This is a genomic window from Brevibacterium sp. UCMA 11752, assembly GCF_021532235.1.
In the GTDB taxonomy this organism is placed as follows: Bacteria; Actinomycetota; Actinomycetes; order Actinomycetales; family Brevibacteriaceae; genus Brevibacterium; species Brevibacterium antiquum.
The window spans coordinates 3,571,646-3,583,637 of record NZ_JACBOS010000003.1 but is presented as its reverse complement, the minus strand read 5'-3'; the positions used below and the strand labels follow the sequence as shown (position 1 = coordinate 3,583,637).

Sequence of the window (11,992 nt, the reverse complement as noted above, 5' to 3'; positions counted from 1 at the left end):
AGTGGGCGCCTTGGGGCGGCCGGGGCGAGTGCCCGGGGCGGCCGGGACTGGCGGGTGAAAGACGCGTGACGGGTGCACGACGGCAGCGAAGGAGCGCGGCGGATGCGGGCTTTCGAAAAATAGAACACGCCACGACACCCAAATCCTCGAAGTCCGGATGCTGACACGGCAGACTTGGATGTGTTGCGACAGCCTTCCCCATCCCCGGTCGCAGAGGAAAGAGACATGGTTCCGAGCAAGCCTAGAAAAAGCGCCCCCAAATCGGCTCCGGGCAGAGCCGCTCCCCGTCGACGCCCTGCACCGGTCGTCGAGGCTCAGCCCACCGAAGACACTCGCAAGCGGAAGCTGTCCTGGCAGACGGGAGTATTCCTCCTCGTCATCGCCATCGTGCTCGTCACCTTCCTGCCCTCGATCAACTCGGCCCTCAAGCAGGCACAGCAGATCGCGGCACTCAACAGCGAGATCGAATCGACGAAGTCCGAAGTCCAGGGACTGGAGGAGAAGAACGAGAACCTCAAGGACCCCGCATATATCAAACGTAAGGCACGCAAGGACCAGTACTACGTCGAAGAGGGCAAGAACGCGGTCATCGTCACCAACCAGGAGGCGATCAACGGTGACGATTCGGATACGGACCGCCCGCAGCGCAAACAAGCCTGGTACCTTGAGTTGCTGGAGTCGATTCAAGAGGTCGGCAATACCGTGGAGAAGGGCTGATGATCACAGAGTGCACCGAGGCGGACTTCGCCATCCTGAAGGACCAGCTCGGGCGGATTCCGCGCGGCGTCGTCGGGATTGCCGCCCGCAGCACATCGGGTGAGCCTCTGGTCGTCGCCACCGCTCCAAGGCTCGAGGACGGCACCCCGTTCCCCACCGCCTTCTACCTCACCCATCCCGCTTTCGTCACCGAATGCTCGCGTCTCGAGGCTTCGGGAATCATGGCCGAGTGGTCCGCTGAGCTTGCCGAGGACGAAGAGCTCGCAGCCTCCTATGCCAAGGCTCATACCGCTTACCTCGCGACGCGATCCGAGATCGGTAAGACGGCCGGCCTCGCCGAGGTGGAGGAGATCAAGGACTACTCCGCCGGCGGCATGCCCACCCGAGTGAAATGCCTGCACGCCTTGGTCGGCCACTCACTGGCCGCCGGCCCCGGGGTCAACCCGATCGGTGATCGCGCAATCTCGTTCATGACCGACGTGCCCACTCCGGCGGGCGCAGAGAACGCCTCGGCCGAGGCAAGCGAATAGGAGAGACTCATGCGAGTTGCCGCCTTCGACTGTGGGACCAATTCCCTGCGTCTGCTCATCGCCGACGTCGACGCGCACGGACAGATGACCGAGCTGCGTCGTGAGACCCGGATCGTGCGCCTCGGCCAGGGAGTGGACGCGACGGGTGAGTTCGCCCCCGAAGCCTTGGAGCGCACGTTCGCCGCAGCCCGGGAATTCGCCGAGGTGGCTGCCGAGTACTCACCGGAGAAGCTGAGATTCGTCGCCACCTCCGCCAGCCGCGACGTGAAGAACCGAGACGATTTCTTCGCAGGCATCTTCGGCATCCTGGGCGTCGTGCCCGACGTCATCACCGGCGACGAAGAGGCTCATCTGTCATTCCTCGGCGCCACCGTCGGACTCGGTGCCGACAGCGGACCGTTCCTCGTCATGGACCTCGGCGGGGGCTCTACCGAGCTGGTCCTCGGCACGGAAAGCGTCACCTCGGCGGTCAGCATGGATATCGGATCCGTGCGCCTGACCGAACGCCACATGTCCGTCGACGTTCCCGACCAAGCACAGATCCAGGCGGCCGTTGACGACATCGATGCCAACCTCGACAAGGCCGCAGAGATCGTCGATCTCACCGCCCCGCGGACGATGATCGGAGTCGCGGGCACTGTCACGACACTGGCCGCTGGAATCCTCGATCTCGACAGCTACCAGCGCGAACGCATCCACGGCACCCATCTGAGCGTGGCCGACATCGACGGCGAAGCCAACGAACTGCTGCGGATGGGGCGTGAGGCTCGTGCGGCACTCCCGTACATGCACCCCGGACGCGTCGACGTCATCGCGGCGGGGGGACTGCTGTTCGCCCGAATCGCGGCCCGCATTGACTCCGCAGTCAGGAGCGCGGGAGCCGACCTTGACATCATGGTCTCGGAGACGGACATTCTCGACGGCACCGCGCTCGACCTGGCGCGACCGCAGTCGTGAGGCTCGGCGCACCGCGGACACCGACAGCTTCCCAGCGCCCACGCGCTGGAAGGCGCACCGCAAAACTCGCCATCGTCGGTTCTCTGGTGCTGGGCCTGGTCATGGGCACGACTCAGCCAGCACTCGCTGCGCCCGAGCCGGGACCTGGACAGTGGTACATCAAGAAGTACGGCATCGATGACATGTGGAAGAAGTCCACGGGCAAAGGCGTGAAGGTCGCCGTCATCGATTCCGGCGTCAACGCCAAACATGAGGACCTCAAGGGCGTGGTCGGCAAGTCAAAGGACTTCAGCGGACTCGACAAGGACGGCAAGACCCCGATCGGCGGCAAGACGACGATCCACCACGGCACCGCCGTCTCTGGAGTCATCGCCGGCCAGGGACAGGGCGCCGGACCCACCGGTGTCGCACCCGACGTCGACATCCTGTCTGCCTCGATGTGGTTGGGCCCCGACCGCCCGAAGGAATCAGGCTCCACTCGTGAGCAGGCCGACAAAGCCATCCGCTGGGCCGTCGACTCCGGCGCCAAGGTCATCAACATGTCGCTGGGCTGGGACGATCCTGCCTGGCCCTCCAGCTGGGACGAATCCTTCGCCTATGCCTATGAGAAGGACGTCGTCATCGTCGCCTGTGTCGGCAATGCCTCCCAAGGCGCGACGCAGGCGTGGTCGCCGTCGACGGTGCCCGGCGTCATCGGCGTCGGCGGACTGGGCAAGAACAACCGAGTTCTCTCCGAGTCAACTGCTCCTGGAACAGCTGTGGACCTCATGGGGCCGGCGGAAGACATTCCGATTCCGTACTACTCGGGCGGCTACGCAGAGGGACAGGGATGTTCCTTCGCCTCACCGATCGTCTCGGGAGTGGCAGCGCTGATCCGGGCCGAAGACCCAGACCTCAGTGCCGACGAGGTCACCGCCAAGTTGGCCTCGACGGCCAAACCCGTGCCCGGGCATAAGGGGCAGAGTAAAAAGGGTAAGCCGGATCCCATCGTCGGCTGGGGTCGCCTCGATCCGAAGGCCGCGATGAAGTCCGACGTCCCGAAGACAGTTCCCAGCTCAGCCGACGCACTCGCCGACTGGGTGACGATGCACCGGCGTGCGAAGTCCGACCCGGCTGAGACGGAGAATGCGGCACCAGCAGAGGACAACAACCCGAAAGCGGTCGCGCCCAAGGACGTTGTCTCATCACAGTCGACGCCCCAGCTGGGCTTCTCGATTCTGGGCGCCGGAGGCCTCATCGCGGTCATCCTCTTCGTGCTCTCGGCAGTGGTTTTCATTCGTCGCAGACGTTGAGGAAACACCGTGCTGAACCTCTGATCTGGACCGTCGAGATGCAATTAGTGAAAGTTTTCACAAGGGCCTAAGATGGGAATATGGCACTCATCAGAAACTCAAAATTGCGTCCTCGAATCCTCGTCGTTGGTGGCGGCTACCTTGGTCTCGTTACCGCTCAGAATCTGTTGAAGAACCTCGGCCGTGGCGAAGCCACAGTGACCGTGGTCGATCCCAACCCTTATATGACCTACCTGCCGTTCCTCCCCGAGGTGGCAGCTGGGTCCATCGAACCGCGTCACGCCGTTGTGCCGTTGCGTCGCAACCTCTCCGGTGCTGAAGTCATCACCGCGAAGGTCACCTCGATCAACCACGGCGACAAGTTCGTCACCGTCGAGCCCGAGAACGACGAAGCGTTCGAGCTCGACTACGACCACATCATCATGGCCGCCGGTTCGGTGGCGCGTGCTCTGCCGATCCCCGGCCTCAAAGAGAACGCCATCGCGCTCAAGCGCATCGAGGAAGCTGTCGCACTGCGCGATCACCTCCTCAGCCGCCTGTCCGATGCCTCGCTGATGGAAGATGACGACGAGCGTCGCAAGGCGCTGACCTTCGTCTTCGTCGGCGGCGGATTCGCCGGCATCGAACTCCTCGCCGAACTCGAAGATGTCGTCCGCTCTGCAGTGGCTCAGTACGAGACGCTGACCGAAGCCGATGTTCGCTTCGTCCTCGTCGAAGCTCTCGATCGCGTTATGCCCGAGGTCGGCGAAGCTCAGGCCCGCTGGGTTGTGGAGCACATGCGCGAACGCGGCATCGATGTGTACCTCGAGACCTTTCTCCAGGACTGCACCGACAAGCACATCAAGCTCTCCAGCGGCGAAGAATTCGACGCCGACACCATCGTGTGGTCGGCTGGCGTCAAGGCCAACCCGATCCTCGTCGACTCAGACCTGCCTCTCGATGAGCGCGGCCGTGTCACCGTGCGCGCCGATCTGCGCGTCGAGGGCGACAACGGTGTTGTCGAAGGCGCTTGGGCCGCCGGCGATAACGCTGCCGTGCCTGATCTCTCCGGTGGCGGCGTGGGTGGCTACTGCGTGCCCAACGCTCAGCACGCCGTGCGCCAGGCACCAGTGCTGGCTGCCAACGTTCTCGCCGCACTGCGCGGAGAGACCGAGTTCAAGCAGTACTTCCACAAGACCATCGGCACCGTGGCAGGCCTCGGCCTGTACAAGGGCGTTTCGCAGATGGGCGACTTCGAAGCCCGCGGCTTCCTCGCCTGGCTGATGCACCGCGCCTACCACGGCTACGCGATCCCGTCAGTGGACCGCAAGGTCAAGGTCTTCGGCAACTGGATCCTCAACGCCATCGTCGGCCGCGACGCCATGCCATTGGCCGATCTCGATGTTCCTCGCAAGAACTTCGTCGAGGCAGCCAACTCAAAGCCGGCTCCTAAGAAGGAAACCGCCAAGGCCTGATGCCTGAGTGCAGGATTCGCGTCCGGTCATCACCGTGATGTGAAGCCTGATGAGGTCTGAAGAATGCCGGGAGTGCAATTGCACTCCCGGCGTTCTTGCCATTGACGAGGGGCGGAATCAGAGCGCCCGAGGCCCGAATCCCGAGATGGTGCGCCGCTGGGCTCCGAGTATCTTAGTTCGCGACGGTGAATCGAGAGTCGATGTGCTTTGCATCGACGATCTCGTCGACCATGGCCACCGCGAAGTCTTCGGCTGAGATCGAATCGCCGGCGGGCGTCTCGAGCTCGGTCTTGTAGGTTCCCGTACGTTCACCGGGGCCGATCTCAGGGGCGGGGGAGATCAGAGTCCAGGGGGAGTAGCTGCCTGCACGCATCAGCTCAAGTGCCCTCGTGCCGGTCTCCGATTCAGCCTTATAGGCTTCTGGAAATCCTTCGGTGTCTTTGAGCATGGTGTCGCCGACGACGAGTGATCCGGCACCGCCGACGACGAAGACGCGCTTGTCTCCGCTTGACTGAGCCAGTGTCTCCAGAGCTTTCAACCACTCTTCGTGGGGCCCGCCGGTGCGGCTGGGGCCGGTTGTCGAGACGATGACGTCGTGATCGGCGACGACCTGTCGGTCGAACTCGGCGTCGCCCATGTCGCCCTTGAGATTCGTTGCGGCTCCGGGTACCTCGGCGCCGGTTCGAGTGATGGCCGTGACCTCGAGGCCGCGCTCGGCGGCTTCCTTGGTGACGCGGGATCCGATCATTCCGGAAGCTCCGAACAGTGCGATCTTCATGGTGTGTCCTTTCGTTGAAGCGGCTGTTGCCTCAAAGATACCCTTTGGATATTGAGTACCTCAAAGATACTATTGGGCTATGAGTATGAGCAGTTCCTGGGAAGGCGATGCTTTCGATCCCGAATGTCCGACCCGAGTCGTCCTCGACCGCGTCGGTGACAAATGGACGGTCCTCATCATCGAGGTCCTCGATGAGGGCCCGAAGCGCTTCAGCGAAATTCGGGTGGCGATCGGTGGGATCACACCGAAAGTCCTCACATCGACCCTGCGGTCGCTGGTGGCAGATGGGCTGGTGACCAGAGAAGTCTTCGGCGAGGTACCTCCACGAGTGGAATATGCGCTGACCGAACTAGGACGGTCCCTTCAGGAACCCGTCGCCGCCCTGCGCCGGTGGGCGGAGTTCAATGTGGCAGCCATTTCGGATTCCCGAGACCGGCAGGCGGACGCGGGCACGCTGCCGCGCAGAGCGGGAACGAGCTGACCATCGTCGGTCAGCCCCTTCTCCGAATACCACTACGGAATCGGCCTGTCCAAGGGAGACGTTGAACTCCGCAGTGCCGTCAGTGATGCCACTGAGCTAGCCGTCGATCGATACTAGTCACGCTGGTAGTAGTCAGTCACCGGTGATCTCCGCGAGCACCTCGGCGAGTTCGCGAAGCTCACCCGCGACGCGGTACTTGCGAGGAGACCCGGTGTACGTCCAATTGCTCGTGATCATCGACGCGCTCGCACCGCTGGTGGTGACGGAGTACTCCTCACGGTTGAGCTGCGCCGTTCGGTCGGCGATCAGCCGCTGGCGCAGCTCGGGGGAGAGGCCCTTCCAGTGGTCGGCTGCCTCGTATCCGAGCTCGTGCCAATCGGCGCCAGCTTCACGGTAGGCGAGCGGGCGGTTCGACCCCGTGGCCAGAGCGCTCCTTGCCTGGGATGTCTCAGGTGCTGAACCTTGGCCGATCTCGCCCGAGGCGGCCGAATTCGCGAAGAGCACGGCAGGTCCCGGCGCGGCGGCGACGCGGGGATCTCTCGTATCGTCGACGGACAGAGGTGGTCCCTGCGGGGTGAGCAGCACATTCGTCATATCACCATCTTGCCCGGGCGAACGCCCGGATGCGAACCTTCAGGCTCGCGCTTGACGTTCAGATGGCGGCGAGGAACTCACGGACCCGTTCGAGCAACAGCTCAGCCGCGCCTGCGTCGAAGGAGCCCAAGGACGAATCGGCGAAGAGATGCTGATCGCCAGGGTAGACGAAGAGTTTTGCCGAGGGTGCGGAGTCGGCTAGATCGCGGGCAGCGGGCAGGTCCTCTTCGAAGAATTCATCGTCTTCCTTGCCATGGATCTGCACCGGCACACTCTCAGGCCATGCGGGCCCGAATTCGGAGACCGGCAGGCAGGCGTCGATGAGGAGCGCACCGCGGGCATCGCCGCGGGTCTGGGCGAGCATCTGGGCGATGGTCACGCCGAAGGACAGGCCCGCGAAGACGAGCCCTGTTCCTGGCGCCGGTGTTGCAACGAGGCCGCGCTCACGGATCGTGTCGAACCCGGCCTCGCCGGCATAGGCGAAACCCTCCTCGATGGATCCGAACGTACGGCCTTCGAACATGTCGGGCACGTGCACCGTATGTCCCGAGCCTCTCAGCTCCTCGGCGAATGCTGCGACCCCGTCGGTGAGTCCCTGTATGTGATGGTAGAGCACGATCTCGGCCATGGCGATGAATCTCCTTTGACTGCCTTTGGCGAATGATCCGATTGTACGCAGGAGAGAAGCGCGTGGCGGGCTGAGAATGACCGGCAGAGAACGGCGGGGCGAAAAGAGTCCCCCCAGTGGGACTCGAACCCACACTTGATCGATTTTAAGTCGACTGCCTCTGCCGATTGGGCTATAGGGGGATATGCGGGCTTTCGGCCCGTTGCGCTGACACTGCAAGTGCAATGCCAGCACTCACTTTATAGGGTACCGGGAACTGCCGCGATCCGAGACACGGCAGCGTGGCATCCGCCGCGATCTGAGACACAACGACGAATAGAATGTGAGATGGCTAGTCTCAAACTCATGACAGAGAATCCGCCCAACAGACAGGCCTGGGTGATCCTCGTCATCGGAGTGCTGTCCCAGATGGCGGCCACTGTCGCGATCACCGGCCCGGCCTTCCTGATTCCCTACATGCACACTGACCTCGGCTACACGCTGACCCAGGCCGGCACCGTGGCTGCGGCGCCGAGCTTCGGCCTCATCCTCACCCTCATCGCCTGGGGTGCCTTCGCCGACAGGTTCGGCGAACGACTGGCCATGACGCTGGGCATCGCCCTGACTGCTCTGGCCTCGGGCCTGGCCGTGGCGGTGGTCGGCTCACCGGTGTGGATGGTCGTCATCATCGCAGCCTCCGGAGCGGCCGCCGCGTCCGTGAACTCTGCCAGCGGACGTGTGGTCATGGGGTGGTTCCCCCGCCACCGACGCGGATTGGCCATGGGCATCAGGCAGATGTCGCAGCCGCTGGGTACCAGCGTGGCCGCCCTGAGTGTCCCGCCCATCGCCTCATCCAGCGGGTTCCCCGGGTACCTGTGGTTCATCGTCATCGTCACCGGTGTCATGGCTGTGATCTGCTTCGGATTCGTCCGGGATCCTCCCCGCGCCGAGGTGGCACCCACCCCCGTACCCACGTCCACCGATGATGCCCGGCAAGGACCCACCTCGGCGAAGGGAGAGGCGGAAACGCCCACCTCGACGAGCAACCCCTACCGGATGGATTCGTTCCTGTGGCGAATCCACGCCGTCTCCGCGCTGCTGGTGATCCCACAGTTCGCGTTCTCCACCTATGGCCTCATCTGGCTCATCGCGAACCAGCACATCAGCCCCGGCATCGCCGGCGGCATCGTCGCGGCGTCTCAGATCGTCGGAGCGATCGGGCGCATGATCGTCGGCGGCCTCTCCGATCGGCTCGGCTCCAGGGTCGGACTGATGCGGATCGTGGCCATTGCGGCCGTCGTCCTCGTGGCAGCGATCGCGTTGATCTCACTCACACCGATGCCCGCGGTAGCGACAGTGGTGTTCATTCTGGCGTCCACGGTCTCGGTGGCAGACAACGGGCTGGCCTTCGCCTCCGTCGCCGAGGCTGCCGGCCCGCAATGGTCGGGCAAGGCCATGGGCACGCAGAACACCGGACAGTTCGTCGTGTCCGCGATCTTGGGTCCGGGATTCGGAGCGCTGATCACTGTGTTCGGCTATCCGCTGTCTTTCGCCATCGTCGCGGCAGCGCCTCTCCTCAGCCTCGGGATCATTCCAAAACAGGACATCGATCGGATAACCTGATGTTCATCTTTGCTCAGTACTGTGCCTGAAGATTGGTGACGACCGCGAGATGACGAGGCCAAGCCGCTGACGAAGACTATAGCTGTCGATGTGAAGGAGCGCCCGTGAACAACCTGCTCAATGAGAATCTGCGCGAATACATCGACAAACTTCGAATCGAGGGCTATCAGGTCGAGGATTCACACACAGCGGATCCGCATCTCATCGATCCGATGGGGCGTGCGGTCGAGACCTGGCGTGAGGGCTATCCGTACCCGGAGCTCATGGACCGAGAGGAATACGAGCTCGAGAAGTATCAGCTGCAGGTGGAGCTGCTGAAATTCCAGTACTGGGGGCAAGACACCGATCGTAAGCACGTCATCGTCTTCGAAGGCCGTGACGCTGCCGGCAAGGGCGGGACGATCAAGCGCTTCACCGAGCATCTCAATCCGCGCGCGGCGCGCGTCGTGGCCCTGAACAAGCCCTCGGACAGGGAAACGGGGCAGTGGTATTTCCAGCGCTACATCAGCCACCTGCCCACCAATGGTGAGATCGTCATGTTCGACCGGTCCTGGTACAACCGAGCCAACGTCGAGCGGGTCATGGACTTCTGCACGGACTACGAGTACGAAACGTTCATGGAACAGGCCCCGGTGTTCGAGAAGATGCTCATCGACTCCGGCATTCACGTCACCAAGTTCTGGTTCTCCGTGACCCAGCGGGAGCAGCGGACCCGTTTCGCTATTCGCCAGATCGACCCGGTGAGACAGTGGAAGCTGTCTCCCATGGACCTCGAGTCCTTGGATCGCTGGGACGACTACACCGTGGCGAAGGAAGAGATGTTCCGTCGCACAGACACCGATCATGCTCCGTGGATCACGATCAAGAGCAATGACAAGAAGCGGGCACGACTCAACGCGCTGCGCTACTTCCTCAATCAGTTCGACTACGAGGACAAGGACACCTCGATCGTCTTTGAACCCGACCCGATCATCGTCCGCCGCGGACGCGACGCCGTCGACGACTGAGCATAACCACCGTCGAGTGACACCCGATCGCCGGCGCGCCAATTACTGCCGTCCGACCTGAAACCGGCTGTTCGGGAAGGGCTTTCTCAGTCCGGTGGTTCCCAAGCCGTGTCCTCTTCCTCCTTCGTGTCCCCGCCGCGGACATCGCGGTCTTCGTCTTCTGTTGAGTCCTTATCCACCGAGCGCTCTGCTTCAGCCTGGACGTCCTCCGGATCCGTGTCGATCGATACGTCGTGCTCGGTGGCAATGCGCTCGAGCTTCTCCTCGGGTGTCTCCGAGCTGCCCTCCGCTTCAGCGTCGGAGTCGACTCCGACATCGAAGTCAGGCACCTCCTGCTCGGTGGGCTCATCCATGCTGGGGGCGCCGTCTGGCAGGTTCTTCTTCTCGTCACTCATGGTCCTCTGCTCCTCTCGTTGTTCGAAGCGATCTAGTCGTTCGATCATCGACCGGGTGTCCACGGGAGGGACATCACGAGCCGTATCTTCGACGCTAGTCATGCTGCAGCGTTCCATCAAGGCCGTGACCTGCGATCGGTGGGAACTGGCATGCGCCGCCAAGGCGGCATCCATCCGCGTCTATTCTCGATATGACGTCCCAGAGCGTACGGACAGACGCAGGAAGGACCAACAGACGCAGGACGGAGAATTCGGCCGGGTGGAAGGGGAAAGACCACCCGGCCGGAATTGTGGAGCGGGTCTGATCCCGCTGTGCTCAGGCTTCTCGCCGGGCCTTCCTCAGTGCACGGCGTTTCTTGTGGCCGGCAAAGCTGAGCCAGAAGAGGACGATGGCCAGGAGGACGAAGAGTCCGCCTCCGGCAATTCCCGCGTCGACCCAGAACTGGGGCGGGAAGAGTCGGATGAGGGAATCGTCGCTGTAGAACTCCCAGGTCCCGTCGGAGAAGAAGATCTTGTGGAATCCGCGGAAGAAGGTATCCCACCCGAGGAATGCCAGCACTGCCGCGGCGGCCATGGCGATGATGCTGATGATGGCGCCCAGACGCAGCCCGACGTGGATTCCCATGCCGTGCCTGCGTGACATGTAGAGGCCGAAGAGAACCGCGCCGATGAGGCCGATCATCGCAATCAGGTACAGCAGTGAGATGAGGTCCTTGACGTCGGCCATGTGATTGAGCTCTTCGGAGATGAAGATGGGCTCGCCATTGGGCATGATCACATCGGCGAGGTAACGCCGAGAGTCGAGGTTCGCCAGGTAGTCGATGACGTAGGTGGCGTAGTGTTCGCGGTCGGCGCTGCCGAAGCCGAACTGGTCGGCCGGGAATCCGGGCCGGAAGTACTCGAACTTGATGAACAGTCCGGAGGCGACGAAGCGCACGGCCAGGGCCAGGAGGATGAACGGTATGGCCAGTGTGATCCAGATGGTGCCGATGACATCGAGGACGCTGCGACGGCGTTCGGGCACCTCAGGGTCATGGGTCTCGGTGGACGTCGCGGCTTGAGTCACGGCGGCCCAGTCCGCTTCGCTCATCACAGCAGTGCGAGCGTTTGCAGGAACTTCGCGGGTCCGGGCAGTTTCGGGGGGATGCGAGGAGTGAGCGGGGGCAACGCGGACGGGTCCGGTTGAGGGCCTGGGTTCGTCCTTGGCGATCGGCTCCCGGATGGGGTCGAACGCCTCGGTGTCGGTCGAAGGATCGTTCGCGGCCTCCAGCGGGGGCTCCGTCTGCTTTTCGGCAGCACTACTGGATCCTGAACTCATCCGCCTGCTCAGGAGGTCTTCGGTCTCGTTCTTCTCGTCTCCAGCCACGTTCCCATTGTCAGTGACCCGGGTGGGCAAGCAGGCTCCGACACGCCACAGACCCCCAGATCACCGAGGCGAACGCGATCGCCGAGGTGGCCCGCGGTCCCGAATTCTGCCCCGCAGCCCGCCCGGATGGGCAGCCCAGTGGGCCGGTCGGCCAACTCAGTAGGGCCTGGCGGTCAACCCGCTAGAGTCGG

At 63.2% G+C, this 11,992-nt stretch carries 13 protein-coding genes and 1 tRNA gene; 8 read left to right on the top strand and 6 right to left on the bottom strand.

The window, feature by feature from the left end; all coding sequences use genetic code 11:
• Positions 1-225 precede the first annotated feature (225 nt).
• From HU144_RS16055 to HU144_RS16035, 5 genes are all read left to right on the top strand, one after another.
• Positions 226-717 (top strand): FtsB family cell division protein, encoded by a 492-nt coding sequence (locus HU144_RS16055; protein WP_235352184.1) that lies wholly within the window; start codon positions 226-228, stop codon positions 715-717.
• Complete coding sequence (locus HU144_RS16050; protein ID WP_235352183.1) at positions 717-1,247, top strand: DUF501 domain-containing protein; 531 nt, start codon at positions 717-719, stop codon at positions 1,245-1,247. The genes HU144_RS16055 and HU144_RS16050 overlap by 1 nt, the downstream gene beginning before the upstream one ends.
• 9 nt (positions 1,248-1,256) lie before the next feature.
• Entirely contained in the window at positions 1,257-2,204 is a 948-nt protein-coding gene (locus tag HU144_RS16045) for a Ppx/GppA phosphatase family protein (protein ID WP_235352182.1), read from the top strand.
• A complete protein-coding gene (locus tag HU144_RS16040; protein ID WP_235352181.1) occupies positions 2,201-3,496 on the top strand; it encodes a S8 family peptidase in 1,296 nt (431 codons plus the stop codon). Before HU144_RS16045 ends, HU144_RS16040 begins: the two co-directional genes overlap by 4 nt.
• Before the next feature lie 80 nt (positions 3,497-3,576).
• The gene (locus HU144_RS16035; RefSeq protein WP_235352180.1) at positions 3,577-4,950 is read left to right on the top strand and encodes an NAD(P)/FAD-dependent oxidoreductase; all 1,374 of its coding nucleotides are present in this window, start codon (positions 3,577-3,579) and stop codon (positions 4,948-4,950) included.
• A 172-nt stretch (positions 4,951-5,122) separates the two neighbouring features.
• On the opposite strand, the gene HU144_RS16030 is transcribed toward HU144_RS16035, so the two are convergent.
• A complete protein-coding gene (locus HU144_RS16030; RefSeq protein ID WP_235352179.1) occupies positions 5,123-5,728 on the bottom strand; it encodes an NAD(P)-dependent oxidoreductase in 606 nt (201 codons plus the stop codon).
• A gap of 79 nt (positions 5,729-5,807) precedes the next feature.
• Here HU144_RS16030 and HU144_RS16025 point away from each other — a divergent pair, with 79 nt between their 5' ends.
• Positions 5,808-6,209 carry a winged helix-turn-helix transcriptional regulator gene (locus tag HU144_RS16025; protein WP_235352178.1) on the top strand — a complete coding sequence of 134 codons (402 nt, stop codon included), beginning with the start codon at positions 5,808-5,810 and terminating at the stop codon, positions 6,207-6,209.
• Positions 6,210-6,341: 132 nt separating this feature from the next.
• Here the strand turns inward: HU144_RS16025 and HU144_RS16020 are convergent, their stop codons facing one another.
• From HU144_RS16020 to HU144_RS16010, 3 genes are all read right to left on the bottom strand, one after another.
• Positions 6,342-6,803 (bottom strand): hypothetical protein, encoded by a 462-nt coding sequence (locus HU144_RS16020; RefSeq protein WP_235352177.1) that lies wholly within the window; start codon positions 6,801-6,803, stop codon positions 6,342-6,344.
• A 58-nt stretch (positions 6,804-6,861) separates the two neighbouring features.
• Positions 6,862-7,431 carry a dienelactone hydrolase family protein gene (locus HU144_RS16015; RefSeq protein WP_235352176.1) on the bottom strand — a complete coding sequence of 190 codons (570 nt, stop codon included), beginning with the start codon at positions 7,429-7,431 and terminating at the stop codon, positions 6,862-6,864.
• Positions 7,432-7,539: 108 nt separating this feature from the next.
• Positions 7,540-7,613, bottom strand: a tRNA-Leu gene (locus tag HU144_RS16010).
• A 163-nt stretch (positions 7,614-7,776) separates the two neighbouring features.
• Between HU144_RS16010 and HU144_RS16005 the strand changes: the two genes are divergently transcribed.
• Complete coding sequence (locus tag HU144_RS16005; protein ID WP_235352175.1) at positions 7,777-9,033, top strand: MFS transporter; 1,257 nt, start codon at positions 7,777-7,779, stop codon at positions 9,031-9,033.
• A gap of 104 nt (positions 9,034-9,137) precedes the next feature.
• Complete coding sequence (gene ppk2, locus HU144_RS16000) at positions 9,138-10,040, top strand: polyphosphate kinase 2 (RefSeq protein ID WP_235352174.1); 903 nt, start codon at positions 9,138-9,140, stop codon at positions 10,038-10,040.
• Between the two features lie 86 nt (positions 10,041-10,126).
• Here the strand turns inward: ppk2 and HU144_RS15995 are convergent, their stop codons facing one another.
• Positions 10,127-10,537: a hypothetical protein gene (locus HU144_RS15995; RefSeq protein ID WP_235352173.1), complete on the bottom strand. Its 411-nt coding sequence runs from the start codon at positions 10,535-10,537 to the stop codon at positions 10,127-10,129.
• 214 nt (positions 10,538-10,751) lie between these two features.
• A complete protein-coding gene (locus tag HU144_RS15990; protein WP_235352172.1) occupies positions 10,752-11,801 on the bottom strand; it encodes a TIGR01906 family membrane protein in 1,050 nt (349 codons plus the stop codon).
• Positions 11,802-11,992: the final 191 nt, after the last annotated feature.

Bases quoted from the DNA above. Each gene is read 5' to 3' on its own strand.
- HU144_RS16005 (WP_235352175.1), top strand. From the start codon at position 7,777: ATGACAGAGAATCCGCCCAACAGACAGGCCTGGGTGATCCTCGTCATC.
- HU144_RS16025 (WP_235352178.1), top strand. From the start codon at position 5,808: ATGAGTATGAGCAGTTCCTGGGAAGGCGATGCTTTCGATCCCGAATGT.
- HU144_RS16045 (WP_235352182.1), top strand. From the start codon at position 1,257: ATGCGAGTTGCCGCCTTCGACTGTGGGACCAATTCCCTGCGTCTGCTC.
- HU144_RS16020 (WP_235352177.1), bottom strand. From the start codon at position 6,803: ATGACGAATGTGCTGCTCACCCCGCAGGGACCACCTCTGTCCGTCGAC.
- HU144_RS16055 (WP_235352184.1), top strand. From the start codon at position 226: ATGGTTCCGAGCAAGCCTAGAAAAAGCGCCCCCAAATCGGCTCCGGGC.
- HU144_RS15995 (WP_235352173.1), bottom strand. From the start codon at position 10,537: ATGACTAGCGTCGAAGATACGGCTCGTGATGTCCCTCCCGTGGACACC.
- HU144_RS16035 (WP_235352180.1), top strand. From the start codon at position 3,577: ATGGCACTCATCAGAAACTCAAAATTGCGTCCTCGAATCCTCGTCGTT.
- HU144_RS16030 (WP_235352179.1), bottom strand. From the start codon at position 5,728: ATGAAGATCGCACTGTTCGGAGCTTCCGGAATGATCGGATCCCGCGTC.
- HU144_RS16050 (WP_235352183.1), top strand. From the start codon at position 717: ATGATCACAGAGTGCACCGAGGCGGACTTCGCCATCCTGAAGGACCAG.
- HU144_RS16015 (WP_235352176.1), bottom strand. From the start codon at position 7,431: ATGGCCGAGATCGTGCTCTACCATCACATACAGGGACTCACCGACGGG.